The sequence below is a fragment of the Kitasatospora sp. NPDC058243 genome (assembly GCF_042882025.1).
Lineage (GTDB): Bacteria > Actinomycetota > Actinomycetes > Streptomycetales > Streptomycetaceae > Kitasatospora.
This window is the reverse complement of record NZ_JBHVWW010000084.1, coordinates 1-26720: the sequence shown is the minus strand read 5'-3', so window position 1 is coordinate 26720 and position 26720 is coordinate 1. Positions and strand designations below refer to the sequence as shown.

Sequence of the window (26720 nt, the reverse complement as noted above, 5' to 3'; positions counted from 1 at the left end):
CCCCACCCGCAACGCGGGGGTGTCACCTGCTGGACACCCCCTGGTCCCGCTGGTCTGTCTGTTAGAGGGCTTTCCGGGCGGCGCGGGCGGGACACCTCCGTCACATAGGATGTCCGGCCGGAGGGGGGCGGAACCGGCGGGGAGAGGGACAGGTGCGGGGATCACGCACGGCACGGACGGCCACCGACTACGAGTCGGCGACCGGGCGGATCGCGGGGCTGCCGCTGCGCAGGCACCACGTTCTGCTGGTGGCCTGGACGGTGCTCTGGTTCTTCCTGGTCGAGCCCAGCGGAGGCTTCTCCTGGCATTACCTGCGCCAGGGTGAGCAGCTGCTCTTCAGCGACCACCCGGACGGCGGGCTGGCGCTCTACGCCCACCACCCGGAGCTGCAGATCGGCCCGGTCAGCCTGGCCGTGGCCCGGCTCACGGCCCCGTTCTCGGCCCACACCGGCCAGCTGATCGCCGAGGCGGCGATGTCCGGGCTCGGCCTGGTGATGCTGGTCCTGATCGGTCGCACCGCCGCCCTGTACTACCTGGGCACCGGCACCAACCACCGCCGGCTCCAGCAGCGCCTGCTGATCGCCGGGCTGGCGTTCATCCCGATGTGGGTCGAGGTCTCGGTCCGCTTCGCGCACCTGGACGACGTCCTGGCGCTGTTCTTCACCACCCTCGCCGTGCACGCCCTGGCCCGCGGCAAACCCACCATGGTCGGCGTCTACCTGGCGCTGGCGGTGGACTCCAAGCCCTGGGCGATCGCCTTCGCCCCGCTGATCCTGGCGCTGCCCAGGCCCGCCTGGCTGCGCAGCGCGCTCTGGTTCGTCGGACTGGTGGCGATCGCCTGGCTGCCCTTCTACCTGGGCAATCTGGACACCCTGGCGGCCGCCAAGTTCACCATCCCCAACCAGCCGGCCTCCGCACTGCGCTGGTTCGGGGTGACCGACCCGGCCACCCCCTGGTGGGACCGTCCGACCCAGTTCGCCCTCGGCCTCGGCCTCGGCACCATCGCGGTCTGGCGCGGCCGCTGGCCGGCCGTGGTGCTGCTCGGTGCGGACGCCCGGATCCTGCTCGACCCGAGCGTCTACACCTACTACACGGCCTCGATCCTGCTCGGCACCCTGCTCTGGGACGCGGTCGGGCAGAAGCGGCTCGTCCCGTGGTGGAGCTGGATAGCGCTGGCGGCGCTGTACGGCGGGACGTTGTTCATCCCGTCCGACGCGGGCCGCGGCTTCGTCCGGCTGGCCTTCGTGGTGGTCTCCGCCGCGTACGTGCTGTTCTGGCCCACCCAGCAGACGCGCCGCCCGCGGACCCCGGCGGACGGCGAGGGGCGGCGCCGTTCCTCCCGGCGGCGTGAGCGCGTCCTGACCGGCACCGGAGCCTGACCGGCACAGGCACAGGCACAGGCACAGGCACGGGCGCAGTCACGGGCGCAGTCACGGCGTCGGTGCCCTCCCTCCCGAGGACGGCTTGACCCTCACGCGGCGTGAGAGCGGAGGCTGGTGGTCAGCACGAAGGGAGAACCCGGATGAGCAGCGAGGGCTACTCGGTCGGCGCCGTGGCCAAGATCGCCAAGGTGACCGTCCGCACCCTGCACCACTACGACGAGATCGGCCTGTTGTCCCCCGCGGGCCGCACCCGGACCGGCTACCGCCGCTACCAGGACGCCGACCTCGACCGGTTGCAGCAGATCCTCTTCTACCGCGAACTCGGGTTCCCCCTGGAAGAGATCGCGGCGATCCTGGACGACGACTCGGTCAGCCCGAGCGAGCACCTCCGGCGGCAGCACCGACTGCTGACCGACCGGATCAGGCACCTCCAGGACCTCGCCACAGCCGTCGAACACGCCATGGAGGCACGAAGAATGGGCATTCAGCTGAGCCCGGAGGAGAAGTTCGAGATCTTCGGCGAGGGCTACCAGGAGGAGTGGGAGCAGGAGGCCGAACAGCGCTGGGGCGACACCGCGGCCTGGGCCGAGTCGCAGCGCCGCACCGGCGGCTACGGCAAGGCCGACTGGCAGCGGATCCAGACGGAGATGGCCGACCTCAACACCCGCCTGGTCGAGGCGCTCGCCGCCGGCGAACCCGCCGACGGCGCCGCCGCCACGGACCTCGCCGAGGCGCACCGGCAGCACATCTGCCAGAACTTCTACGACTGCACGTTCACCATCCACCGCGGCCTGGCCGGGCTGTACGTCTCCGACCCGCGGTGGACCACCACCTACGAGAACCTCGCCCCGGGCCTGGCGCAGTGGCTGCACGACGCCATCCTCGCCAACGCGGACCGGCACGAGAAGGCATAGTCGCCGCCGGATGCCGGATGCCGGATGCCGGATGCCGGATGCCGGATGCCGGGCCGCGTGGCGGGGGGGCTACGCGACCCCGCGCCCGAAGGAGCGCCGGTAGGCGGTCGGGGAGGTGCGCATCACCCGGCCGAAGTGGTGGCGGAAGGTCGCGGCGCTCTCGAAGCCGACCGCCGCCGCGATCTCCTCCACCGTCCCCTCCGGTGACTCCAGCAACGGCAGGCTGGCCGCGATGCGCTGGGTGACGACCCAGCGCATCGGGCTGGTGCCGTTGCGGGCCGTGAAGTGCCGCAGGTACGAGCGGTCCGACATCCGGGCGGCGCGGGCCAGCAGCGGGACGGTCAGCGGGGACGCCAGGTGGCCCATCGCCCACTGCATGCTGCGGGCGACCCCGTCGTCCTCCTCCTCGACCGGGCGGACGGCGGCCTCGATGAACTGGGCCTGCCCGCCGTCCCGGTGCGGCGCCACCACGAAGCGGCGGGCCACGCTGTTGGCGACCTTGGCGCCGTGGTCGCGGCGGACCAGGTGCAGGCAGAGGTCGATCCCGGCGGCGCTGCCCGCGCTGGTGAGCACGTTCCCGTTGTCGACGTACAGCACGTCCGGGTTGACCCGCACGTCCGGGTGGCGCTGCTGGAGCAGGTCGGCGTACCGCCAGTGGGTGGTCGCCTCCTGCCCGTCGAGCAGTCCGGCGGCGGCCAGCGCGAAGGCGCCCGAGCAGATCGAGACGATCCGGGCGCCGCGCTCGTGCGCCGTCCGCAGCGCGGTGACCAGCCCGGGGGAGACCGCGCCGCTGAACGCGTTCGGTACCCCGGGGACCACCACGGTGTCGGCCGAGGCCAGTTCGTCCAGCCCGTGCCGGGCGGTCAGCGCGAACCCGCCCACCGCATCCAGCGCCGTCCCGGGCCGGTCGGCGCACACCTTCAGCCCGTACCAGGGCGCTGCCAGCAGGCCGCCCAGTTCGGGCCGGGCCAGCCCGAACACCTCCACCACCACGCCGAGTTCGAAGGGCGCCATGCCCGCGAAGGCGTACACCGCGACGTGGTGCACCGGCTCCGGGCGGGGGCCGATGACGACGGGCACCGGGCCCGGCCCGGTGCCGACCGGGCCCTCGACGTGCTGCTCGGTCATGCGGACCCCCTGCTGACGGGTGGCGGGATGGCGGTGAGTGTAGCCGTTCCGGCCGGCCGGGAATCCTGCTCGAATCCACCTGCAACCTCCACCCCGGTCACACGTCCATTGGTACGGGGGCGGAGAGGGGCGGGCCGAGGGCGGCTGTCAGGATCTCCCCGATCACGATCTTGATCAGGAGTCCTGACGGTCCGGCGAGAGCCGCCACCGTCCCGGGGGAAAGCGGAAACGCGCATGTCCATGGCCATCGGGCCGATCGCCGGGCCGACGAGGGGGCGCGGTTTCTCCGTTCGCGGAGTGGTCGCCGTGCTGTTCGGCGCGCAGGAGGCCGACGAGGTGCCCACCGGTCCGGGTGACGAGCAGGCGGCGCAGCGCCGTTCCGGCTTCCGGCTGCTGCGCGGCGGGCGCAGGCCCGCGCAGGACCGGCCCACCCTGACCGACCTGTACCACGCCCACCGGCTGGGCCTGGTGCGGATGGCCGTCCTCCTGGTCGACCACCAGGACCTGGCCGAGGACGTCGTCCAGGAGGCCTTCACCCAGCTCTACCAGCGGTACGGCGAGCACCTGGACGACCTGGACAACGCGCTCGGGTACCTGCGTACCGCGGTGGTCAACGGCGCCCGGTCGGTGCTGCGCCGCCGGAAGACCGCCCGCGAGTACGTCCCGCCGCACGAGCCCGACGCCGCCTCCGCGGAGGACCACGCGGTGCTCAACGACGAGCACCGGCGGGTGCTCGCGGCCATGCAGGAGCTGACCCCCCGCCAGCGCGAGGTGCTGGTGCTGCGCTACTGGTCCGACCTGTCGGAGGCGCAGATCGCCGAGACCCTGGGGCTGTCCCGGGGCGCCGTGAAGTCCACCGCCAGCCGGGCCCTGGACGCCTTGGAAAAGCATCTGGAGAAGGTTCGATGACCGACAAGCTCCCCGGCCGCGAGAGCGGAGGCCGAGACGGTGACGGGCCGGCCGAGACGGCGACCGAACGGCTGCTGCGCGAGGCGATGAGCGCCCGCACCTCGCTGATCACCGCGCACGACCTGCGCCCGGCGCAACCGCCGCGCGGCCGGGTGCGGCGCTTGCGCCCGGTGTACCTGACCGCCGTGCCGGTCTTCGCGCTGGCCGCCTCCCTGGCGATCGGCCTGCTCACCTTCCACGGCGACCCGCTGGCCAGGAAGGACGTCCCCCCGCCGGCCGCCACCACGACGACCTCGCCGAGCCCGGCCCCAGAACCGACGGCCGCCCCGACCCCCACGGCCCCCTCGCCGGACACCGGCAGTCCCGCCGCCGACCCGGAGACCGGGGCCCCGCTCTCCGACCCGACGTCGGCCGGCACCCGGACGACGGCGCCGCCCACCACCCCCGCCACCACCCCGGCCACCACCGCGCCGGCCGGGACGACGTACCCCTTCCGGGGCGTCAAGTTCAAGATCCCGCCGGGCTGGCGGGCCGTCAATCCGGATCCCGCCGCCAACAGCCTCTGCATCCTGAGCCCGAGTGCTCCGCAGGACGCGTCGGCCGGGGACTGCCTGCCGCACGGCGTGCTTCTGACGGTCCTGGACCAGGAGTCGGAGTCCTGGCCGAGGCTGCCCGACCTGGATTCCGACAGCGGTTGGTCCACGCAGCCCTGGTGCCCGGCGTGGTCCTACTCCCCCACGCTCGCCAGGAGCGGACAGATCGACAGTGTCGGCCCGACCAGGAGCACACCCACCGTGGCAGGCCGTGCCGCACGCAAGTCGCAGTGGCAGATCAACTGCGGTGGCGACGCCTTCACGGCCCAGATGTGGGCCCTGCCGAAGGACTTCGTGTCCGTCGCGGCGATCGGCCTCAAGGCCGACTACCAGCCCGGACTGATGACGATCGTCAACACCCTCGACCTGAGCGGCCGCCAGGCGCCGCCCACGGAGGCCAACCGGAACGACATCTCGGTCGCCTTCGACGGCCTGGCGGCCGGTCAGCAGCTGACGGCGGGGGGTTCGGCCGTCACCTTCTCGGTGACCTTCCGGAACACCAGCCAGAACACCTACGGCCGGTTGCAGCCGCTGGTCGTCACGGAGCCCTACCCGGGTTCGCCGCCGGTGCAGGTCGTGCAGGGGCCCAACGACGGCAAGCTGGAGCGTCAGGACGGCGACACCTGGAGGCCGGCGCCGATGGGGCCGGGCAGCGACATGGGCTACGCGGTGGCGGACCAGGCGTCGCTGTTCTCCCTGGCCCCGGGGCAGACCAGGAAGGTCACCTACCGGCTGACCCTGGGCGCCGGGAACGGCCCGGGGGACATGCCGGTCTCGGCGCAGGTGACGCTTCCGTACAACGGAAGCAAGCTGACCGTGCTCGGCGAGAAGAAGATCTCCGTCAAGGTCACCAAGTGACACGAGGGCCCGGCCTCCCCACCACGGGGAGACCGGGCCCTCGGCGGGTGGCTCAGGCCGGCGAGGCCATCCAGGCCTCGACCTCGTCGGCGCGGCGCGGCAGGCCGGCCGAGAGGTTCTCGTTGCCGTCGGCGGTGACCAGGATGTCGTCCTCGATCCGGACGCCGATGCCGCGGTACTCCTGCGGCACGGTCAGGTCGTCCTGCTGGAAGTACAGGCCGGGCTCGACGGTGAGGACCATGCCGGGCACCAGCAGCGCGTCGGCGTGCTCCTCGCGGCGCGAGTGGGCGCAGTCGTGGACGTCGAGGCCGAGCATGTGGCCGGTGCCGTGCAGGGTCCAGCGGCGCTGGAGGCCCAGCTCCAGGACCTTCTCGACGTCGTAGGCCGAGGCGTCCAGCAGGCCCCAGGCGAGCAGGCGCTCGGCGAGCACGCGCTGCGAGGCGTCGTGGAAGTCGCGGAAGCGGGCGCCGGGCTTCACCGCGGCGATGCCGGCCTCCTGGGCGTCGTACACGGCGTCGTAGATCTTGCGCTGGAGGTCGTTGAAGCGGCCGTCGATCGGCAGGGTGCGGGTGACGTCGGCGGTGTAGAGGGTGTGGGTCTCCACGCCGGCGTCCAGCAGCAGCAGCTCGCCGGGGCGGACGTCGCCGTCGTTGCGGACCCAGTGCAGCGTGGTGGCGTGCGGGCCGGCGGCGGCGATGGTGCCGTAGCCGACGTCGTTGCCCTCGACCCGGGCGCGGCGCCAGAAGGTGCCCTCGATCCAGCGCTCGGAGGTGGCGACGGCCTGGCCGAGCTCGCGGACCACGTCGGTGAAGCCCTTGACGGTGGCGTCGCAGGCGGCGCGCAGCTCGCCGACCTCCCACTCGTCCTTGACCAGCCGCAGGCCGCTCAGGAACTCCTTGAACTCGGCGTCCCGGTCGGCGTCCAGCACGTCGGCCAGGGTGTCCTCCAGGCCGGCGTCGTAGCCGCGGACGATCCGGGTGGGCACCGCGGAGTCCTTGGTGCGCCCGGCCAGTTCCTCGGCGGCCTTGCGCACGTCGCGCGCCGGCAGGCCGAGCAGCTGCTCCTGCTCGCCCAGGCTGTTGCGGCGGCCGACCCACAGCTCGCCGTAGCCGTCCAGCCAGAACTCGCCGTTCTCGCGGTCGGAGCGGGGCAGCAGGTAGAGGGCGAACTCGTGGCCGGCGTCGCCGGTGGGCTCGGCGACGAGCACGGCGTCCTCGGTCTGGTCGCCGGTGAGGTGCACGTACTCGCTGGCGGCGCGGAAGCTGTAGTCGGTGTCGTTGGAGCGCACCCGCAGGTTGCCGGCCGGGACGACCAGCCGCTCGCCGGGGTAGGCGGCGGAGAGCCGGGCGCGGCGCTCGGCCGCGTACGGGGCCTGGGCGACCGGGACGAGGCCGTGCAGGTCGGTGTCGGCCCAGCCGGTCTTCATCGAGGCGGCCAGCTCGTCGGAGACCTCGCCGTACAGGCCGTTCTTGCGGCCCTTGAACTGCTGCGGCTCGTCGCCGCCGTCGGCTTCGGGGTTCTCGGCCACTGCGGGCGTGCGGTCCTCGGTCACGTGTAACGCCTCCTTGGGGTGGTACCGCCGCCCCTCGGGGGAGTGTCGGATCGCGACACGCGCGGGCGGCCGTGCGTCCATGGTACGGACGCCCGGCCGCTCGCCCGTTCGGGGTCGGGACGACTGTTCGGGGCGGCTATTCGAAGCGGGCCGCGAGCAGCAGCAGGTCGTCGGTGGCCGGTCCGGGCTCGGGGTCGGGGCAGACGGCCAGCAGGTGGGCGCAGAGCCGGTCCGGGTCGATCCGCACGTCGCGCGGGGCGTCGGCGGCGGCCCGGCGCAGGTTGGCCTGGCCGGCGTGCAGGGTCGGGCCGCAGCGGCGGGCCAGCCCCTCGGTGTAGAGCAGCAGGGTGTCGCCGCGGTCGGCGGTGAGCTCGACGCCGGGGGCCTCCCAGCAGGCCAGCATGCCGAGCGGGGCGGAGAGCGAGGTCTCCACGAACTCGGCGCCGTGCCGGCCGACCAGGACGGGCGGGCAGTGGCCGGCGCCGGCCAGGGTGATCCGGCGCTCCTCGGGTTCCACCCAGGCGTAGACGGCGGTGGCGGTGCGGGCCGGTTCGGTGGTCTTGAGCAGCAGTTCCAGGTCGCCGAGGACGGACACCGGGTCCTCGCCCTCCAGGACGGCGTAGGCGCGCAGCGCGGCCCGGATCCTGCCCATCGCGGCGGCCGCGCCGGGGGCGGAGCCGGGGCCCGCGCCGGGGCCGTCGCCGGAGACGGAGCCGACGGTGAGGCCGACGGTGCCGTCCGGCAGCGGGATGGCGTCGTACCAGTCGCTGCCGCAGGAGCGGTCCAGGCCGGCCGGGAGGATCCGGGCGGCCAGCCGCAGGCCGGCGGGCTGGGGGAGCCGGTCGGGCAGCAGGCCGCGGCGCAGCGCCTCGGTGGTGCGCCGGACCTTGTCCGCCTCCAGCTGCTTGGCGAGCAGCGGGGCGGCGATCCCGGCGTAGCGGTGGGCGAGCTCGCGCTGGCGCTCGGTGGGTTCGGCGGGTTCGTCGTAGAACCAGAGGGCGGCGGCGAGCGGGCCGTCCTCCTCGGTGGCGAGCGGCAGGCCGTAGCAGCCGCCGAGGCCGAGCTGGGCGGCGAGTTCGCGCAGCCGGGCGCCGGTGGCCGGGTCCTCGGCGAGGTCGGGGGAGTGCAGCCGTTCGGGCCGGTCCTGTTCGCGCAGCAGCCTGGCGAGCAGGCTCTGCTCGGGCGGGACGGTCTCCAGCGCGCCGAGGCTGGCGCGGTCGAGGCCGAGGCCGACGGGCTGGCCGGGCCTGCCGCCGGGCATCCGGGTGACCAGGACGCCGCGGCGGGCGCCGAGCAGGGCGGCGCCGGAGGCGAGGACGGTGTCCAGGGTGGCGGCGAGGCCGCGGGCGCGGGCGAGCTGTTCGGTGTGCCGGTGCAGGCTGGTGAAATCGGACAGTCGTCCGGCCAAACGGTCCTGCACCCCGGCGGCCGGTGCCGTGCGGACGTCCGCCGCGCCGTCCTGCGCGTCGGCGGGGCCGGGGAAGCCCGGTGGGTCGAGGACGGTCAGCCCGCCGGCGCTGCCGGGCTCGCCCGGCTCGGAGGGTGTCGACGACGACGGGTGGGACTCGGTCATGCCGCCACTCCTGACGTGCTACGTGCCATGCGGAACCCCCAGGTACGGCCGGTGTGGAGCGATGACGGCCAAAGGGCGCGTTTCGCCTCGATTCGCTACTACTCGTCATTGATCGACAGCAATGCCACCACTTCTACACAGGCCATTTGGGGCATGTCCAGATCCAGGACGACGCGGTGGCCTGTTCCACATCCGCGAGACCCGGTCGGGGGGCGCGTACGGCCTGGCCGCGCGCCGGTCCGGTCGGGAGGCATGGAGGGGACCGGGAGCGGGCAGAACGGAGGGGACGGACCCGGCGGCCGTCCGGATCGTATGCCCGCGCCGCCCGGGACCCGGGCTGGCCGGAAGTCTCTCACTCGTACGGTGGAACCAAGCGCGCCCGGGCGGCGTCCATCCGGTCGCATACGGGATTCTCGTTCCAGGGGCTGTTTCAGTGCGCGGCCCTTCTCATGTCGTGCTCCACACCGTGATCCACGTCGTCGCCGCGCCGCCCGCCATGCCGCACGCCCCCCTTCGCGCCGCCGGGGCCGTGCCACCGCGGGTCCGCGTGACGAGTCCCGGCGGTGCCGACGGGCCGGAGCGAACCGAGCGGTCAGGGAAAGGAACGAGCGCCATGCGTGAGAACCCGAAAGATCCGTGTCCGCCCGCCACTCCCCACCACCCCGTCCAGGACGACGTCGCACGTCAGCGCCCTGCCCGGCTCGCCGCGGCCCTGACGGCCGCCGTCGACCACCGCTGGCCCGTGGTGCCGGGGGCCGTTCTGCGCGGCGGCCAGTGCTCCTGCGGCGACCAGGACTGCACCGTGCCGGGCGCGCACCCGCACGACCCGTCGCTGCTGGCCGCCACCACGGACGCCCGGATGGTGCGCTGGTGGTGGGAGCGGCAGAGCCCGGACGCTCCGGTGCTGGCCGCCACCGGTTCGGTGGTCTCGGCGGTCAGCCTGCCGGCGGCGGCCGGCGCCCGGGCGCTGGTCTACCTGGGCGCGCTGCGGCTGCCGCTCGGTCCGGTGCTGGCGATGCCGGGCCGGTACGCGCTGCTGGTGGCCCCGTACTCGCTGGACGCGATCGGCGAGATGCTCGCTCAACTCCCTTGGGTGCCAGGCTCGTTGCGCTACCACGGGGCGGACGGCTTCCTGCCGCTGCCGCCCGGCGGGGCGGCCGGCCGGGTGCGCTGGGTGCTGGCCCCGCACCCGGACGCCGACGGCGGGGTGCGGCTGCCGCAGGTCGGGCCGCTGCTGGGCGAGTTGGTGGAGGCGACGGTCCGGTTGGACAGCGGTCGCTCGGCGTACTGATCCGCCGGTCCGTTCCCGGGCCGCTCGTCGGGGCCCTGCGGAAAACAAAAGATCCGGCCGCTGGCGACGGGGGATGCACCAGCGGCCGGACTCTTTAGACAGTAACAAGGATCCGCGCCCGCGCCAATTTCCAAGACCCCCTGCCCGCCCGGAAATTGCGGCTTCATGGCGACAATGTGACGCGTATCACCCGGATCCCGGGCGCTTTAGTTCAAGGTGACCTGACGGTTCACCAGGTTCGCGCGGGCGCGCCGCTCCTCGGCGGTCAACGGGGTCTCGTCGGCGAGCACCGAGGCCAGCCGCTCGGCGAACTCGGCGGCCGGCTTCTCGCAGTCGGCGGCGGTCATGGCGAGCGGGAGGTCCCAGACCGGGACGGTCAGGCCGTGCGCGCGGAACGAGCCGACCAGGCGGGTGTCCGGGCCGAGCGAGGACTGGTCGGCGGCGCTCAGCCGGGCCAGCGCGTCCAGCAGCCGCTCCTCGGGCACGGTCATCACCCAGCGCAGGTGGTTCTTGTCGGGGGTGCCGCACCAGTAGGCGGCGTCGGCGCTCGCCAGCTTCTCGGTCGGGATGGCCGAGGCGTTGGCGCGCTCCAGGGAGGCGGCGACCTCGCCGGTCGCGGTCTCGGCGTCCTCCAGCCAGAACTCGAAGCCGGTGTGCACGGCGGGCGTGAACGCGGCGTTGACGTCCAGCAGGTCCTGGAGCCGGCGTCCGCCCGCCTCGGTCCGGCGGGACGGCACCGGGTTGCCCGGCTCGGTGGCCAGCGCCAGCTCCAGGGCGTCCGCGAGGTCGCGGCTGAGGTCGCCGGAGGAGGACTGGGTCTGCAGGCCGAGCAGGATGGAGCCGTCCTGGCGGCGCAGGGCCGGCCAGGCCAGCGGCAGCACGGTGGCCAGGGTCACCGACGGGACGTCGCCGGTGGCGCCCTCGGCCACCCCGGCGGCCAGCGTCAGCGGCACCGTGGCGGCGGGCACCAGCTCGCGCAGCGCGACCCAGTCGGCCTCGCCCGCCAGGCCCTCGAACGGGCGGTGCACCAGCTCCTGCACCGCGTGCGAGGCCTCCCGGCCGTGACAGGCCTTGTACCGGCGGCCCGAACCGCAGGGGCAGTTCTCGCGGGCCCCCACCACGGGGACCTCGCCCGTGACGGCGGTGGTGGACTGACGCTGCGGCGCCTTCTTGGCGGCCTTCTTGCCCATGGTGCGGCTCTCCCGGGAACGGTGGTCCTTTGCTCCGGGCAGCCTACTGACGTTCCCCCGGCGCGCGGGCACGCGCCGGGCGGACGGGTGGGGGGCGCGCGTCGGTTCAGGCGCTGCGGGCGTCACCACCGGTGCGCCGGGCGTGCCGGGCCCGGGCGGGCAGCGCCGCCCAGACCGTCACCTCGCCGGGCGCGTCGCGCACGCCCCAGTCGCTGGCCAGCTGGCCGACGATGTTCAGGCCGCGACCGCCGCGCGAGGTCAGCGAGGGGCCGGCGGGCAGCGGCCGGGTGGTCGCGCCGCCGTCGGTGACCTCCAGGGTGAGCACGCCGTCGGCGTGCAGCTGCCAGCGGACCAGCACGCCGCCGTCCGTTCCGCTCCCGTGCTCCTCGCGCTCCCGGCCGCCCGTGGCGGGGTGCGTCCCGGAGGGGACGCCGACCAGCAGCTGGTCCACCACCTCGGCCCGCGCGCCGCGCCCCAGGGCCCGCAGCGGGCCGAGCGGACGGGCGTACCGACAGGCGTTGCTCAGCAGTTCGGAAAGGATCAATACGGCATCATCAATGACCGGCTCCGGTATCTGCCGGTCGCCGAGATCTCGACGCAGTCGGCGCCGTGCGACCCCGACACTCGCCGGGCCGTGCGGCACTGCCATGGTCGATGAAGTCGGCACTTCACGCGCCACCATCAACGCCACCCCCGGACCTCCTTCAGCGTATGCCGAGGGAGAGATGCCCCTTGGTAATGCGTCGGAAACGACCGCCGGACGATCCCGCGAGGACATTTCAAGCGATTGCGACCGAGGGTGGACCTGAGGTCATTCCGTGCTCACCCTGCGTCGCCCCGGTGCATGAATTCCGGCAATAACGGGCCCGGAAGGTTTGACTGCCGACCAGAACGATCAGGTTGTGTCCGGGCTTTGCGGGTGGATTTGCGGGCGGCCCGCCGCCCGACGGCGGATCACCGCCCGAGCTGCGCCAGGACCTCGGCGGGCCGGTTGGTGATGATCGCGGACACCCCGAGCTCCAGACACAGTTCCACGTCGGCCGGTTCGTCCACGGTCCACACGTGCACCTCGTGCCCCAGCTCGCGCAGCCGCGTCACCAGCTGCGGGCGGGCCCGCACCAGGTCGATGCCCGGCCCGGCGATCCGCGCCCCGCCCGGCAGCGGGGAGCCCGGGCGCAGCCGGCCGAGCAGCGGCAGGGTCCGTTCGAACAGGAACACCCGCCGGTACTCCGGCGCCGAGGCCGCCACCCGGTCCAGCCCCACCGAGGAGAAGCTCATGATCCGGGCCGCTGGGCGCTCGCCCTCCCGGCTCGCGCCGATCTTGAAGCGTTCGAGCGTCCGCAGCAGCTCGGCCTCCACCCGGCCGCGGTAGCGCACCGGGTGCTTGGTCTCGATCGCCAGGTCCACCGGGCGGCCGCAGTCCACCACCAGCTCCAGCAGCCGCTCCAGCCGCAGCACGCCGCGCAGTTCGGGGTCGGTGCTGGGGCGGCCGGTCTTCCAGGCGCCGAAGTCGTACGCCTCCAGCTCGGCCAGCGTCATCGCCGAGACGGTGCCCTGGCCGTTGGAGACCCGGCCGATCCGGCGGTCGTGCACGCAGACCAGCTCGCCGTCGGCGGTCAGCCGGACGTCGCACTCGACCGCGTCCGCGCCCTCGTCGAGCGCGCGCCGGTACGCCGCCAGGGTGTGCTCGGGCAGGGCGTGCGAGGAACCGCGGTGGGCGATCACCTGGACGGGCGGCGTGGTGCGCGCCGCCGTCGAGGACGGGTCTGTGCTGGTCACGGGCCCCACGATAGGCGGCGGAAGTGACGCGCAGGCGAAGACGGCCCCAATCCGCGGGGCCGTCTTCGGTGCCGGTCGGTCAGCTCCGCGCCGCCCTGCGGGTCAGCGGGGTGAGCGCCCAGGTGACCAGGGCCGGCACCAGGAAGGCGAACAGCGAGGCCGACGTCCACTCCTGCGGGGTGAAGTCCAGGGCGTCCTGGGCGGAGGTCCAGAAGTCCGTCCACCAGCCGGCCACCGCGGTCGGCGCGATGAACTGGTAGACCGCGAAGCCCAGCACCCACGGCAGCAGCATCAGGCGGCGCGAGGGCGCGTCGGCGGAGAGGTTCCAGCCGTACCGGCCGGCGCCGAAGAAGTAGTCCACCGCCAGCACCGCCAGCAGCGGCACGAAGACCGAGCCGATCAGGCCGAGGAAGTTGGTGTAGGTGTCGGTGAACTTGTCGATCTGCAGGGCCAGCACGGTGATCAGCAGGCCGATCCCGCCGGTCAGCACCCGGCGGTCCACCTTCGGCAGCAGGTTCTGCACCGACATCGCGGTCGAGTACACGTTGGCGAAGGACTGGTCCGTCTCGCGCAGCACCAGCACCAGCAGGAACAGCCAGCCGGCCCAGACGCCGAGGAAGGAGTCGAAGATCCTGTTCGGGTCGCCGTCGGACTGCAGCAGGGCCATCAGGCCGAGCACGTAGCACCAGACCTGGGCGATCGTGTAGCCGGAGAAGCTGCCCCAGAACGCCGAGCGCGCGGTGCGCGAGTGCCGGGTGTAGTCGGCGGCCAGCGGGACGAAGGAGATCGACACCGCGATCATCGCGTCGGTGGCGCCCAGGAAGCCGTGCCAGTTGCCGGCGCCCGGGTCGGGCACCCCCTGGCGGCCCAACTGGACGGTGAAGTACACCATCGCGACGGCGACCGCACCGGCCACGAAGCGGCGCAGCACCGCGATCGAGCCCAGCGGCCAGATGGTCAGCGCGGTGGTCAGCGCGCCCGCCAGGAGCACGAACAGCCAGCGGTAGCCGTCGGTGTGGGCGACGGTCTGCGCGCCCACCGCGATCGTGAGCAGCTCGAACACGCCCCAGCCGACGCACTGGACGATGTTCAGCACCGTCGGGACGTACGACAGCCGGGTGCCGAACAGCCCGCGCAGGTTCGCCATCGCGGGCGCACCGGTACGGGCCCCGATCAGCGCGGCCACGCCGAGCATCGCGGTGCCGACCACGGTGCCGGCCACGATCGCGGTCACCGCGGCGGCCAGCGACAGCTCGCTGCCCTTGGCTCCGAGCACGGTCGCGGCGGTGGAGAAGCCGATCAGGCTGACGCCCAGGTTCATCCAGAGCGCGAAGTGGTCCCGGAAGCGCAGCGTGCGCGGCGGCTCGGTGTCCAGTACGAGCGGTGCCTCGGCACGCTCCGGGCGGTCCAGGACGGCGGTCGCCGTGTCGGTGGGGCCCGGGCGACCGCTGTCACCGCTGTCACCGTCGTGAGCGGTCGGGGACGGTTCGGGGAAACCCTTGGACGCGGGCGCGCCCGAAGAAGAGGATGGCGAAGCAGGCGACATGGCCGATACTCCCTACGCCGGCATTACCCGGACAGGTTCCGGCGGTCTGCGCCCCCTCGACGGTCCGCCCACGATCCCGTGGCGTACGGTCGACCAGCGCACTCTCAGCCTGGTCGGTCCAAGCTCCCGCGTGTCAGTTGTGAGCGACAGGCTAACCGGCCCGGGGGTGAACGCCAAGGCCACGGGGTGTGCGGCCCGCATCGCGGGACGTCCGGCGGAGGTGGGGGAGCCTCCGGTCGTCGGCCTGGTCGCCGGTTCGGCCGTCGGCGCAGGACAGCCTGGTCGGCGGCCCGGCTGTCGGCGGCGGCTAAGGATTCTTATGAGTTATTCAGAGGGGTCCTTACGGCAATCGAATCGGCAGTACGAAAAACTATGGTCCTTGGTTCTGTCAGCTATGGAGGTCGTTCGTGAGCACCGAGCGCGAGGTTGGGCCCACCGGGCCGCAGGGGGAGCAGCCCTCGGGCGGCCAGGCGGCGGCTGTTCCCGCTTCCGACGGCCACGCCTCGGGCGGGCACCAGCCGACACTGGCCTTCGGCCGGGTCCCCGAGCCCGCGGCCGCGCCGGCCGCGGAGGCCGCACCGGCTGAGGCCGCGCCGACCGATGGTGTTCCGGCCGAGGGCGGGTACCAGCCCACCGTGGCCTTCACCAAGGTCCCCGCGCCGGAGGCGGCCCCGCAGGCCCCGGCCGCGCCGGCCGCCGACGCGCCGACCGCCCCGGTCGACGCCGCCACCGGCTACATCGACGCGCCGCCGCCCGTCCTGCCGCCCGCCCCGCCGGTCCCGGCCGCGCCGGCGGTACCCGTCGCACCTGTCGCACCCGTCGCCGAGAGCCCGGCCCTGCCGCCGGGTGCCAACCCGTACGCCACCCCGGCCCACGGCGTCCCCGCCGCCGGCCCGCACGACCCGTACGGCACCCCGGCCGCACCCGGCGCGCCCGCCGCGCACCCCGCGCCCGGCCACCACCCGTTCGGCGCCGGCCAGCCGCTCGGCGGCTGGGGCGCCGCCCACGACGCCGGCGGCGGCGCGGGCTACCCGGGCGGCCCGGCCGGACCGCTCGGCTACCCGGCCGACTACCCCGGCGGCCCCGGCGGCCCGCGCAAGAAGCGCGGCGGCCTGGTCGCCCTGATCGCAGCCGTCGCGCTGGTCGCCGGCGTGGCCGGCGGGGCGCTCGGCGTGACCGTCGCGGACCGCAACGACCGCACCAACAGCGCCGACGACCACCGCAGCACCACCGTCCAGGCCAGCAACACCCAGAAGAACGAGCCCGCCCCCGGCTCGATCGCCGGCATCGCGCAGAAGGCGCTGCCCAGCGTCGTCACCATCAAGGCGCAGGGCAACGGCGAGTCGGGCACCGGCACCGGCTTCGTCTTCGACACCGAGGGCCACATCCTCACCAACAACCACGTGGTCGCGCCGACCCTCAACGGCGGCAAACTGACCGTCAAGTTCGCCGACGGCACGTCCTACAACGCGTCCGTGCTGGGCCACGCCGAGGGCTACGACGTCGCCGTGGTCAAGATCGACAACCCGCCGAAGAGCAAGCTGGCCCCGCTTCCGCTGGCCGACTCCGACAAGGTCAACGTCGGTGACGCCACCGTCGCGATCGGTGCGCCGTACGGCCTGGAGTCCACCGTCACCAGCGGCATCGTCAGCGCCAAGGACCGCCCGGTCGCCTCCGGCGACGAGACCGGCGGCCAGTCCTCCTACATGAACGCCCTGCAGACCGACGCCTCGATCAACCCCGGCAACTCCGGCGGCCCGCTGCTCGACTCCAGCGGCTCGGTGATCGGCATCAACTCGGCGATCCAGTCCAACGCCTCCGCCAACGGCCGGGCCGGCAGCATCGGCCTCGGCTTCGCCATTCCGATCAACCAGGCCAAGTGGGTCGCCGACACCCTGATCAAGACCGGCAAGCCGGTCTACGCCAAGCTCGACGTGCTGCGCAACGACGACTACAAGGGCGACGGCGCGCAGATCCAGACCCGCGACATCCAGGGCCAGCCGGCCGTCACCCCCGGAGGCGCCGCCGACAAGGCCGGTCTCAAGCCGGGCGACGTCATCACCAAGCTCGGCGGAGTCCCGATCGACAACGGCCCCGCCCTGGTCAGCCGGATCTGGACGCACAAGCCCGGCGAGACCGTCGACGTCGAGTACACCCGCAACGGCCAGCAGTTCAACACCAAGGTCACCCTCGGCCAGCGGGACGGCGACAGCTGACCCCCACCCGCACGAAACGGTGTGCACCGAACCCCGCCGGACCCGTTAGGCTGACCTCCGCCTGGAGAGCTGCCCGAGCGGCCTAAGGGAACAGTCTTGAAAACTGTCGTGCGGTGACCCCGTACCGTGGGTTCGAATCCCACGCTCTCCGCTGGTTGGAGAACCACCTGCTCAGGGCGGGTGCCGAGATCACTCGGCACCCGCCTTTCGCGTTTGCGGCCGGCGGGGGTTGACCCTGACACGGTGGCAGGGGGTGGAGTGGGGGCACCATGTTGAACATCGGAGACTTCGCCAGCCACGGCCGGGTGTCGGTGCGGATGCTGCGCCACTACGACGCGATCGGGCTGCTGCGGCCCGCCAGGGTGGACCCGGTCAGCGGGTACCGGTCCTACGAGGCGTCCCAACTCGCCCGGCTCAACCGGGTGATCGCGCTCAAGGAGCTCGGCTTCACGCTGCAGCAGGTGCGGGCCCTCCTGGACGAGCAGGTGGACGCGGCCGAACTGCGCGGGATGCTGCGGCTGCGTCGGGCCCAACTCGCCGAGGCGATCGCCGCGGACGAGCAGCGGCTGACCAGGGTGGAGGCGAGGCTCCGGACGATCGAGAGCGAGGGGAGCATGTCCGCACACGACGTCGTGCTGAAGCGGGTGCCGTCCGTCCGGGTGGCCGAACTGACCGCGGTGGCCGCGAGTTATGAGCCGGAGGACATCGGACCGGTGATCGGCCCGCTGTTCGCGGAGCTGTGCCGGCGGCTGGCCGAGGCCGGGATCGCCGGGGCGGGCCCGTCCGTCGCCCGGTACGAGGACGTGCCGGAGGGCGAGGGCACGGTGCTGATCCGGGTGGCCGTCCCGGTCGGGCCGGCGGTGGAGCCGGGCCGGTACGGCTTCGCGGTGCTCGACCTGCCGCCGATCGAGGAAGCGGCGACGGTCGTGCACCGCGGCTCGATGGACGAGGCGATGGGGAGCTTCCAGGAGCTGGCCCGCTTCATCGACGCGAACGGCTACCGCTCGGCCGGCTACGCCCGGGAGCTCTACCTGGAGTGCCCGGACGACCCGGCGCGGTGGGTCACGGAGTTCCAGGAGCCGGTGGTCCGCCGGTAGGCCCTGCCCGGCCGAGGCCCGTGCCCCGCAGATCCCGCCGGGGCCCACTTGCCGGGCCTCCGGCGGGCGGGCAGAGTGCGGTGGAGGCGGCGGGCGGCGAGTGGAGGCGGCGATGGGTGACCTGACGGACCGACTGGCGCAGGGCCTTCCGGCCGGGGCCGTGGTGGTGGATCCGGACGTGACCGCCGCCTACCGCCATGACATGGCCGGCTTCTGCGCCGCCGGTGCGCCCGCCGTGGTGGTGTTCCCGGAGACGGTCGAGCAGGTGCAGCACGTGCTGCGCACCGCCACCGCGCTGCGGGTGCCGGTGGTGCCGCAGGGGGCGCGGACCGGGCTGTCGGGGGCGGCGAACGCCGTGGACGGCTGCATCGTGCTGTCGATGGTGAAGTTGAACCGGATCCTGGAGCTCGACCCGGTGAACCGGATCGCGGTGGTCGAACCCGGCGTGGTGAACGCCGAACTGTCGCGAGCAGCCGAGGAGTTGGGGCTTTCGTACCCGCCGGACCCGTCCAGCTGGGAGTCCTGCACGATCGGCGGCAACATCGGCACCGGCGCGGGCGGGCTCTGCTGCGTGAAGTACGGCGTCACCAGCGAGTACGTGCTCGGCCTGGACGTGGTGCTGGCGGACGGGCGGCTGCTGTCCACCGGGCGCCGGACGGCCAAGGGCGTGGCCGGGTACGACCTGACCCGGCTGCTGGTCGGCTCGGAGGGCACGCTGGGCGTGGTGGTCCGGGCGGTGCTCGCGCTGCGGCCCGCGCCGGCGCCGCAGCTGGCGCTGGCGGCGGAGTTCCCGAGCGCGGACGCGGCGGGCGCGGCCGTCTGCGAGGTGATGGCGCGCGGCCTGACCCCGTCGCTGATGGAGCTGATGGACGCGGTCAGCGTGCGGGCGGTCAACGACCTGGGGCGGATGGGGCTGCCGGAGACGACCCGGGCGCTGCTGCTGGTGGCCTTCGACGGGCCGGACCGGGAGGCCGGGCTGGCGCGGGTGGCGGAGCTCTGCCGGGAGGCCGGGGCGACCGAGGTGGTGCCGGCCGAGGACGAGGCGGAGTCGCAGCTGCTGCTGGAGGCCCGGCGACTGGCGCTGCCCGCGCTGGACCGGTTGGGCACCACGATGATCGACGACGTGGCGGTGCCGCGCTCCCGGCTGGCCGAGATGCTGAACGGCGTGGCGGCGATCGCCGAGCGGCACGCGCTGACCATCGGGGTGGTCAGCCATGCCGGGGACGGCAACACCCACCCGATCGTGATCTTCGACGGCTCGGACGAGGAGCAGGCTGCGCGGGCGCAGCGCTCCTTCGACGAGATCATGGCGCTGGGGCTGGAGCTGGGCGGCACGATCACCGGGGAGCACGGGGTGGGGCTGCTCAAGCGGGACTGGCTGGCGCGCGAGCTGGGGCCGGTCGCGCTGGACCTCCAGCGACAGCTGAAGGCGGTCTTCGATCCACTGGGAATCATGAACCCGGGCAAGATGGTCTGATGGTATTTCCCCCTATTCCAGTACGACTTTCCGATGGTCTGGGAATGGCTAGAAAAGTCGACATGGGAGGGTAGTCGAACTTTTTGGGGGCGCGTTTCCTGATTTCCCTGCGCCGGGGTGGTGCGCCTGGTGGTTCGCGTGATGGCGAAGCGCCCTGCCTGGAGGGTCCTCCGAGAGGTCGCCGTTCGGGCAAAGTGCCAGCTCAGAGAGGCGTGTCGGCGCACTGTCCGATTTTCGGTCCGTTATGCGCAGCCCGGGTGGATATCACGCTAACGGGCGAAAACTGCCCCGCCGACTAGTGCTTTGTCGATTTGTTGCGGAAGTCTGTCTCTCGGCGTCGCAGCCAGCAGGTGTTCGTCTGGCCGGCGAACTCCCGCACCCCTTGCTCGACAATTGCACGATTTACAGCTTCTTGGAGGCTCTCATGGCTCGCATCCACACCCGCCGGGTGGCCGGACTCCTGCTCGCCGCCCCGCTCGCGGCCGGCCTGCTGCTGGCCGGGGCCGGCGCTGCGGCCGCCGACAACGGTGCGGGCGCCGCCGCCGGCTCCAACGCCGGCGTGGTGTCCAACGTCGGCACGGGCAACGTCTTCGGCGGGGTCGACGGCAACTACATCTCCACCCAGCAGACCGCCACCGGCGCCGGCGCCTCGAACCAGAACAACACCCTCGCGGTGAAGGACAACGCGGGCACCATCCTGGCCGGGCAGTCCAACAAGAACATCAACGTCGTGTTCGCCCCGATCTTCCACTGATCCGATCGGGCACCACCGACGGCGGGGGCGCCGGAGGTGGGCGGCCGCGGGTGAGCTGAGCGCTCGCGGAGGGGCTCGAACCAGTCTCCGGGCGGAATTCCCGCCCGGGCGCGGATCAGAACAGCGCATGACCGGCCAGCGGAAAGGGTCGCCGTGAAGCCGGCCTCGTGGGCGGTGCCGCCATCGGTACCGCCCACGAGTGCGTCCGGAGCCGGGCGCGAACCGCACGGGCCCGCTCGTCGCCGGCTGCCAGGCGCCGCCAGCTGTCCGGCACCGCCGACATCGCCGGCTGCCCGACACCGCCGACACCGCTCGGGACCGCCCGCCGAGGCCCGCCCGGACGCCCCGAACGCGTCCAGCGAGGGCCCGCGCCCGGAGCCGTCGGTGCTCGGCGGTACGGTTGCGCTCCGACAGCGCACCACGTGCCCGGGCCCGGGAACCACGGCCCGGCCGGGGCGGCGACCGCGGCAACCGGAAGAGAGGGCGCGCGATGGCGGCGGAGGAGGAGGGCCTGACCGGCCCGGGCGAGGCCTGGCCTGCACCGGAGCCGGATCCGCGACCCGGGCCGGACGCCCGCCGGGAGCCGGCCGAGCACCGGCCCGAGCCGAAGTCCGTGCCCGAGCTGCTGCTCGGCCGCCCGCCGATGGCCCGCCCGCTGCCGACCTTCGACGCCGAGGCCGCGCCCGCCGAGCCCGGCCCGCTGTTCGTGGACTGGCTCGCCACCGCGCTGGCCGCCGGCGTGCCGGACCCGCAGGTGGTCACCCTCTCCACGGTCGACGCGGACGGCCTGCCGGACGCCCGGGTGCTGGTGCTGCGCGACGTCGACGCGTCCGGCACCGGCTGGGTCTTCTCCGCCGCCGCCGACAGCCCCAAGGGCCGCCAGCTGGCCGACCACCCGGCCGCCGCGCTGACCGTCTACTGGCCCCAGCTGGGCCGCCAGGTGCGGGTCCGCGGCACCGTCGAGCGGGCCGCCGACCTGGTCGCCGCCGCCGAGTTCGCCACCCGCTCCCCGGATGCCCGGGTCGGCGCGCTGGTCGGGCGGCAGAGCGAGCCGATGGCCTCGCTCGCCGAGTACGACGAGGCCGTCGCCGTCGCCCGCCGCCGGCTGGAGGCCACTCCGGACGCGGTCGCGGCCGGGCACGCGGTCTACACCCTGTGGGCGCACGAGGTGGAGTACTGGCAGGGCGACGCGCAGCGCCGGCACGTCCGGCTGCGCTACACCCGCACCGGCCCGGTCCGGACCCCGGAGTGGTCGCGCACCCTGCTGTGGCCGTAGCGGTCTGACGGCGCAAGGGCCCGGCCTGGCCGGGCCCCGTCGTCGTGCGGCCCTACCGCCGCCCGGTCAGCGTGGCTCCCACGCTGGCCGCCACCACACAGCCGATCCCGGCCAGCTGCGGCACGCCCAGCAGCTGGCCGAGCACCACCAGGCCGACCAGCGCGCTGACCGCCGGCTCCAGACTGACCAGCACGCTGAACACCCGCTGCGGCATCCGCCGCAGCGCGGTCATCTCCAGTGCGTACGGGATCACCGGCAGCAGCAGCGACACCCCGGCCACCGCGGCCAGCAGTCCCAGCGGCGAGGCGCCGGGCGCGGTCAGCCCGTCCCAGGCCTGGCCGAGCCCGAACGGCGCCAGGGCGAGCGCGCCGACCGTCATCGACACCGCCAGGCCCTGGAAGCCCTGGAAGGCGGCGCCGACCTTGTCGGTGAACAGGATGTACGCGGCGTAGCAGGCGGCGGCCCCGAAGGCGTAGAGCAGGCCGACCGGGTCGAGCCCGCCCCCGTCGCCGCCCTCGCCGAGCAGGGTCAGCAGGACGACGCCGCCGGCGGCGAGCAGCGCCCAGAGCAGGTGGCTGGCGCGCCGGGCGAAGACCAGGGCGACCGCGAGCGGGCCGAGGAACTCGATGGTCGCGGCGGTGCCCATCGGCAGCCGGTCGATCGCCCCGGCGAACAGGAAGGTCATCCCGGCCGAGGCCACGCCCAGCAGGGCCGCCGCGGCGAGGTCGCGCGGGCGCTTGTCGCGCAACCGGGGCCGGGTGACGGCGAGCAGGATGACCGCCGCGAAGCCCAGCCGCAGGAAGGTGGTGCCGCTGACCCCGAGCGGGCCGAACAGCGGCTTGGACAGGGCGATCCCGGTCTGCACCAGGAACATCGCGGTCAGACAGAGAAGCGGCGCCGGGATCCTCTCCGGGCGCCGCAGGACCTTCGGGAGTCGGCCGGTGGGCCGGCCGGGGGGCGCGTCGGGCGGTGCCGTGGAGCCGGGTGCCCCGCCTCGTCGCCAGCTGCCCCGCTCGCCGGCGGGCTCGCCCTGGGGGGCGGGCGGCATGGCAAGCGCCTCGGCGACGGCGGCAGCCGGCATCGGGGCGGTGGTTTCGCTGGGATGGGAGCTGGGCATATGGGCGAGTTTGCCGTAAGGAGTGATGAACGGGCAAGCTCGTTACAACTATCGGGACGGATGTGGACGGGTGCGGCCGAAAGGGTGGGCTCGCCCGGTGCGCCCGGCGTGGTTGCCGCATTCGTCCGATGGTCCGTCAGTAGCAAGGGCGGGTGCGCTATCTCCGCCCCGCGGCCCTGCTCGCCGCCTCCCTCGTGCTCCTGCTGGCCACCGACGGGACGGGCGTGAGCGCCGGGGCCGCCGCCCTCCCCCGCATCCGGGCCCTCACCCTGCCCGACCGGTTCGGCCCGCCCAGGATCCACGACGACTTCACCGGCCCCGCCTTCGACGCCTGCACCGCGCCGCCCCTCGACACCCTGCGGGCCTGGCACGGGGTCTCCCCGTACGGCGCGCTCGGCATCTACGTCAGCGGCGCCCAGCGCGGCTGCGGCCAGCCCCGGCTCACCGCCGAGTGGGTGCGCCAGGCCCGCGCACTGGGCTGGCGCTTCCTGCCGGCCCACGTCGGGCTCCAGGCGCCGTGCAGCGAACTCGCCCGCAAGCCGCGCCGGATCGACCCCGCCCACGCGGTCGAGCAGGGCCGGGACGAGGCCACCGAAGCCGTCCACGCGATGGGCTCGCTCGGATTCGGCAAGGGCGGCCCGGTCTACCTCGACATCGAGGCCTACCCGATGCACGACCCCGCCTGCGGCCAGGCCGTGGTCGACTTCGCCGTCGGCTGGACCCAGGCCCTGCACGCCGCCGGCTACCGCTCCGGCTTCTACTCCAGCCTCGACTCCGGCATCGCCGACCTGGCCGCCGCCGCCCGGGCCGGCAGCTTCCCGCTGCCCGACGCCCTCTGGTACGCCCGCTGGGACGACCGGGCCGACACCGCCGATTCCGGCGCCCTCGGCTCCGACCTCTGGGGCGACCACCAGCGCGTCCACCAGTACCGCGGCAACGTCGAGGAGACCTACGGCGGCGCCGCCCTCACGATCGACCGCAACCACGTCGACGGCCCGACCGCCGGCTGACGCGTCGCCGATCCGTGATCCGGGCAACGGGGCCGGGATACTGACAGCGGGTGGGGCGGGGCGGCACAATCGGGCACGTCCGCGCGCATTACCGCCCGGTAGGTGCCGCAGGCGCAGCCGCCAGTGCCGCCAGGTCAAGGAGGACCCGTGTTCAGCACGATGCAGGACGTCCCGCTCACCGTCGCCCGGATTCTGGAGCACGGGTCCACCATCCACGGCCGGTCCACCGTCACCACCTGGGACGGCACCGGGCCGGTCGTGCGGACGTACGCCGAGGTGGGGGCGCGGGCCGCGCAGCTCGCCCACGCGCTCCGCGACGAACTGGGGGTGACCGGGGACGACCGGGTCGCGACCTTTATGTGGAACAACTCGGTCCACTTGGAGGCGTACCTCGCCGTCCCCGCGATGGGGTCCGTGCTGCACACGCTCAACCTGCGGCTGCCCGCCCACCAGCTGTCGTTCATCGTCAACCACGCCGCCGACCACACGGTGATCGTGGACGGCAGCGTGCTCCCGCTGCTCGCCGCCGTCCTGCCGGACCTCGCCCCGACGCTCCGGCACATCGTGGTGAACGGCCCCGCCGACCGCTCGCTGCTGGCCGGCTTCCCGGGCACCGTGCACGACTACGAGGAGCTGATCGCCGGCCGGCCCACCGCCTACCCGTGGCGCAGCGACCTCGACGAGCGCGAGGCCGCCGTGCTCTGCTACACCTCCGGCACCACCGGGGACCCGAAGGGCGTGCTCTACAGCCACCGCTCGGTGTACCTGCACTGCCTCCAGGTCAACACCGGCGACAACTTCGCCTTCACCCCGCGCGACACCGCGCTGCCGGTGGTCCCGATGTTCCACGTGAACGCCTGGGGCATCCCGCACGCCGCCTTCATGTCCGGTGCCAACCTGCTCATGCCGGATCGTTTCCTCCAGCCCAAGCCGATGGCCGAGATGATCGCCGCCGTCCGGCCCACCGTCGGCGCCGCCGTCCCGACCATCTGGAGCGGCCTGCTGGACGAGCTCGACGCGGGCGACTACGACACCTCCAGCCTGCGCATGGTGGTCATCGGCGGCAGCGCCTGCCCGCCCTCGCTGATGAAGGGCTTCGAGGAGCGCCACGGCATCCGCGTGCTGCACGCCTGGGGCATGACCGAGACCTCGCCGCTCGGCTCCTTCGCCCAGCCGCCCGGCGGCCTCACCCCGGAGGAGGAGTGGCCCTACCGCGTCACCCAGGGCATCTTCCCGGCCTCCGTCGAGGCCCGGCTGGTCGGCCCGGCCGGTGAGCGGATGCCGCACGACGGCGTCGCGGCGGGCGAGCTGGAGGTGCGCGGCCCGTGGATCGCCGGGGCCTACTACGGCGGTGCCGGGCAGGACCCGGTCCGTCCGGACGACAAGTTCTCCGAGGACGGCTGGCTGCGCACCGGCGACGTCGGCACCATCACCGCCGACGGCTACCTGACCCTCACCGACCGGGCCAAGGACGTGATCAAGTCCGGCGGAGAGTGGATCTCCTCGGTCGAACTGGAGAACCAGTTGATGGCCCACCCCGAGGTGGCCGAGGCCGCCGTGGTCGCCGTCCCGGACGAGAAGTGGGGCGAGCGCCCGCTGGCCACGGTCGTGCTGCGCCCGGGTGCCACGGCCGGGCTGAGCGAGCTGCGGGCCTTCCTGGCCGGGCGGATCGCCTCCTGGCAGCTGCCGGAGCGCTGGTCGATCGTCGAGTCGGTGCCGAAGACCTCGGTCGGCAAGTTCGACAAGAAGGTGATCCGCGCCAGCTACGCGGCGGACGAACTGGACGTGACGGTGCTCGGCAAGGAGTAGCCGCCCGCCCGACCGCCGAGGGCCGGCCACCCCCGTTCCAGCGGGGTGGCCGGCCCTAGGGCGTGTTTCATAATTCCCGCCGGGCGCGCGACGCCGGGCATCCCGCCTGACCGCACCGGCGAAACGTCCAAGTACGGCCCAGTACGAGGACGCTTCGCCGGCACGCCCAGCCGGGCGCCCAACGCCGCGCGCTGATCCGACGCGAATTATGAAACACGCCCTAGGCGCGTGCCTGGTGGATCTCGCCGGACCCTCGGCGTCAGGGCGCGGTCAGCCCGCCGCGGCGACGCCCGCCTCGCCCATCGCGCCGATCCGCCCGAGCAGGTCGACGATCCGGGACTGGACGTCGGCGCTGGTCGAGCGCTCGGCGAGGAACAGCACCGTCTCGCCGGTGCGCAGCCGGGGCAGTTCGCGCGGGTCGAGGTCCACCGAGGTGTAGACCACCAGCGGGGTGCGGTGCAGCCGGTCGTTGGCGCGCAGCCAGTCCAGCAGGCCGACCCGGCGGCGGCGGATCTGGAGCAGGTCCATCACCACCAGATTGGGCTGCACGCTGCTGGCCCGGGCGACGGCGTCGTTCTCGTCCACCGCGTGCTCGACGTGCATGCCGCGCCGCTCCAGGCTGCTGATCATGGCGGCGGCGATGTCCGGGTCGCCCTCGACCAGCAGGACGCGCGGGGCGTGGTGCTCGCCGTCGCGCGGCGCGAGGGCGCGCAGCAGCACGGCCGGGTCGGCGCCGTACGCGGCGTCCCGGGTGGCCTGGCCGAGACCGGCGGTGACCAGCACGGGGACGCGGCTGTTGAGCGCGGCGGTGCGCAGCGACTGCAGCGCGGTGCGGGTGATCGGGCTGGTCAGCGGGTCGACGAAGAGCGCCGCGGGGAAGCCGGCGACCTGGGCGTCCACCTCCTCGCGGGAGCGGACGATCACCGGGCGGTAGCCGCGTTCCTGAAGGGCCTGCCGGGTGGCCGGATCGGGCTCGGGCCAGACCAGCAGCCGACGGGCGCTGCCGCCCTCCCCGTTCGAGCCGTTCGAGCCGTTCGGGCTGGCCATGGTCGGCGGCTGCTCGTCGGTCCGGTCGCCGGCGGCGGCGGGCAGTTCGGCCATCGGGCGCGGGGCGGTCCTGGCCTCGGCCGGGACGGGCGGCTGCGGTCCGGCGGCGGGCGTCGGCGAACCGCCGAGCGGGCGCGGCGGCGCGAGCTCGGCGAGGCCGGTGCCGACCGGGCGCGGGCCGGACGGGTCCTCGGCGGCGGGC

Annotated in this window: 20 protein-coding genes, 1 tRNA gene, 1 pseudogene and 1 riboswitch; of the genes and pseudogenes, 13 read left to right on the top strand and 9 right to left on the bottom strand. The window is 73.8% G+C overall.

Features of this window, described 5'->3' with window-relative positions; translation table 11 throughout:
* The first annotated feature begins 152 nt into the window (after positions 1 to 152).
* Positions 153 to 1379: a hypothetical protein gene (locus ACFVX9_RS35560; RefSeq protein WP_387985926.1), complete on the top strand. Its 1227-nt coding sequence runs from the start codon at positions 153 to 155 to the stop codon at positions 1377 to 1379.
* Positions 1380 to 1522: 143 nt separating this feature from the next.
* On the top strand, positions 1523 to 2296 hold the full coding sequence (locus ACFVX9_RS35555) for a MerR family transcriptional regulator (protein WP_380378477.1): 774 nt from the start codon (positions 1523 to 1525) through the stop codon (positions 2294 to 2296).
* Positions 2297 to 2365: 69 nt separating this feature from the next.
* On the opposite strand, the gene ACFVX9_RS35550 is transcribed toward ACFVX9_RS35555, so the two are convergent.
* On the bottom strand, positions 2366 to 3424 hold the full coding sequence (locus ACFVX9_RS35550) for a helix-turn-helix domain-containing protein (RefSeq protein ID WP_380378475.1): 1059 nt from the start codon (positions 3422 to 3424) through the stop codon (positions 2366 to 2368).
* Between the two features lie 234 nt (positions 3425 to 3658).
* On the opposite strand from ACFVX9_RS35550, the gene ACFVX9_RS35545 reads away from it, so the two are divergent.
* Both ACFVX9_RS35545 and ACFVX9_RS35540 read left to right on the top strand, forming a co-directional pair.
* Positions 3659 to 4333, top strand: a complete 675-nt coding sequence (locus ACFVX9_RS35545; protein ID WP_380378473.1) for an RNA polymerase sigma factor — start codon at positions 3659 to 3661, stop codon at positions 4331 to 4333.
* A complete protein-coding gene (locus ACFVX9_RS35540) occupies positions 4330 to 5784 on the top strand; it encodes a hypothetical protein (RefSeq protein ID WP_387985921.1) in 1455 nt (484 codons plus the stop codon). Before ACFVX9_RS35545 ends, ACFVX9_RS35540 begins: the two co-directional genes overlap by 4 nt.
* Before the next feature lie 52 nt (positions 5785 to 5836).
* On the opposite strand, the gene ACFVX9_RS35535 is transcribed toward ACFVX9_RS35540, so the two are convergent.
* Positions 5837 to 7336 carry an aminopeptidase P family protein gene (locus ACFVX9_RS35535; protein ID WP_387985918.1) on the bottom strand — a complete coding sequence of 500 codons (1500 nt, stop codon included), beginning with the start codon at positions 7334 to 7336 and terminating at the stop codon, positions 5837 to 5839.
* 136 nt (positions 7337 to 7472) lie between these two features.
* A complete protein-coding gene (locus ACFVX9_RS35530; protein WP_079135750.1) occupies positions 7473 to 8909 on the bottom strand; it encodes a PP2C family protein-serine/threonine phosphatase in 1437 nt (478 codons plus the stop codon).
* Positions 8910 to 9522: 613 nt separating this feature from the next.
* On the opposite strand from ACFVX9_RS35530, the gene ACFVX9_RS35525 reads away from it, so the two are divergent.
* Positions 9523 to 10200: a bifunctional DNA primase/polymerase gene (locus tag ACFVX9_RS35525; protein ID WP_387985914.1), complete on the top strand. Its 678-nt coding sequence runs from the start codon at positions 9523 to 9525 to the stop codon at positions 10198 to 10200.
* A gap of 206 nt (positions 10201 to 10406) precedes the next feature.
* Here the strand turns inward: ACFVX9_RS35525 and ACFVX9_RS35520 are convergent, their stop codons facing one another.
* The 4 genes from ACFVX9_RS35520 to ACFVX9_RS35505 all read right to left on the bottom strand — a co-directional run bounded on the left by ACFVX9_RS35520 (position 10407) and on the right by ACFVX9_RS35505 (position 14715).
* On the bottom strand, positions 10407 to 11390 hold the full coding sequence (locus ACFVX9_RS35520; RefSeq protein WP_063348567.1) for a DUF5926 family protein: 984 nt from the start codon (positions 11388 to 11390) through the stop codon (positions 10407 to 10409).
* Between the two features lie 106 nt (positions 11391 to 11496).
* The gene (locus tag ACFVX9_RS35515) at positions 11497 to 11934 is read right to left on the bottom strand and encodes an ATP-binding protein (protein ID WP_380378468.1); all 438 of its coding nucleotides are present in this window, start codon (positions 11932 to 11934) and stop codon (positions 11497 to 11499) included.
* Between the two features lie 410 nt (positions 11935 to 12344).
* On the bottom strand, positions 12345 to 13169 hold the full coding sequence (locus ACFVX9_RS35510; RefSeq protein ID WP_363370665.1) for a glycerophosphodiester phosphodiesterase family protein: 825 nt from the start codon (positions 13167 to 13169) through the stop codon (positions 12345 to 12347).
* 79 nt (positions 13170 to 13248) lie between these two features.
* Positions 13249 to 14715 (bottom strand): purine-cytosine permease family protein, encoded by a 1467-nt coding sequence (locus tag ACFVX9_RS35505; RefSeq protein WP_380378466.1) that lies wholly within the window; start codon positions 14713 to 14715, stop codon positions 13249 to 13251.
* Positions 14708 to 14855: riboswitch (TPP riboswitch) on the bottom strand. It overlaps the preceding gene by 8 nt.
* 267 nt (positions 14856 to 15122) lie before the next feature.
* On the opposite strand from ACFVX9_RS35505, the gene ACFVX9_RS35500 reads away from it, so the two are divergent.
* The 6 genes from ACFVX9_RS35500 to ACFVX9_RS35475 all read left to right on the top strand — a co-directional run bounded on the left by ACFVX9_RS35500 (position 15123) and on the right by ACFVX9_RS35475 (position 21535).
* A complete protein-coding gene (locus tag ACFVX9_RS35500) occupies positions 15123 to 16931 on the top strand; it encodes a S1C family serine protease (protein ID WP_387985909.1) in 1809 nt (602 codons plus the stop codon).
* 63 nt (positions 16932 to 16994) lie between these two features.
* Positions 16995 to 17082 (top strand) — tRNA-Ser (locus ACFVX9_RS35495).
* Positions 17083 to 17200: 118 nt separating this feature from the next.
* Positions 17201 to 18028 (top strand): MerR family transcriptional regulator, encoded by an 828-nt coding sequence (locus ACFVX9_RS35490; RefSeq protein ID WP_380487168.1) that lies wholly within the window; start codon positions 17201 to 17203, stop codon positions 18026 to 18028.
* 112 nt (positions 18029 to 18140) lie between these two features.
* Positions 18141 to 19505, top strand: a complete 1365-nt coding sequence (locus tag ACFVX9_RS35485; RefSeq protein WP_363370657.1) for an FAD-linked oxidase C-terminal domain-containing protein — start codon at positions 18141 to 18143, stop codon at positions 19503 to 19505.
* Between the two features lie 424 nt (positions 19506 to 19929).
* Positions 19930 to 20259 carry a hypothetical protein gene (locus ACFVX9_RS35480; RefSeq protein WP_363370655.1) on the top strand — a complete coding sequence of 110 codons (330 nt, stop codon included), beginning with the start codon at positions 19930 to 19932 and terminating at the stop codon, positions 20257 to 20259.
* Positions 20260 to 20749: 490 nt separating this feature from the next.
* Positions 20750 to 21535: a pyridoxal 5'-phosphate synthase gene (locus ACFVX9_RS35475; protein ID WP_244293416.1), complete on the top strand. Its 786-nt coding sequence runs from the start codon at positions 20750 to 20752 to the stop codon at positions 21533 to 21535.
* Positions 21536 to 21587: 52 nt separating this feature from the next.
* Here the strand turns inward: ACFVX9_RS35475 and ACFVX9_RS35470 are convergent, their stop codons facing one another.
* The gene (locus ACFVX9_RS35470) at positions 21588 to 22652 is read right to left on the bottom strand and encodes a DMT family transporter (RefSeq protein WP_371517968.1); all 1065 of its coding nucleotides are present in this window, start codon (positions 22650 to 22652) and stop codon (positions 21588 to 21590) included.
* Between the two features lie 152 nt (positions 22653 to 22804).
* Here ACFVX9_RS35470 and ACFVX9_RS35465 point away from each other — a divergent pair, with 152 nt between their 5' ends.
* Together ACFVX9_RS35465 and ACFVX9_RS35460 are read left to right on the top strand one after the other, a co-directional pair.
* Positions 22805 to 23662, top strand: coding sequence for a glycoside hydrolase domain-containing protein (locus ACFVX9_RS35465; protein WP_363370649.1), 858 nt, complete (start codon positions 22805 to 22807; stop codon positions 23660 to 23662).
* A 147-nt stretch (positions 23663 to 23809) separates the two neighbouring features.
* Positions 23810 to 25471 carry a long-chain fatty acid--CoA ligase gene (locus ACFVX9_RS35460; RefSeq protein ID WP_380378458.1) on the top strand — a complete coding sequence of 554 codons (1662 nt, stop codon included), beginning with the start codon at positions 23810 to 23812 and terminating at the stop codon, positions 25469 to 25471.
* Positions 25472 to 25741: 270 nt separating this feature from the next.
* On the opposite strand, the pseudogene ACFVX9_RS35455 reads toward ACFVX9_RS35460, so the two are convergent.
* Positions 25742 to 26720: pseudogene (locus ACFVX9_RS35455) on the bottom strand (hypothetical protein); the annotation flags it as partial.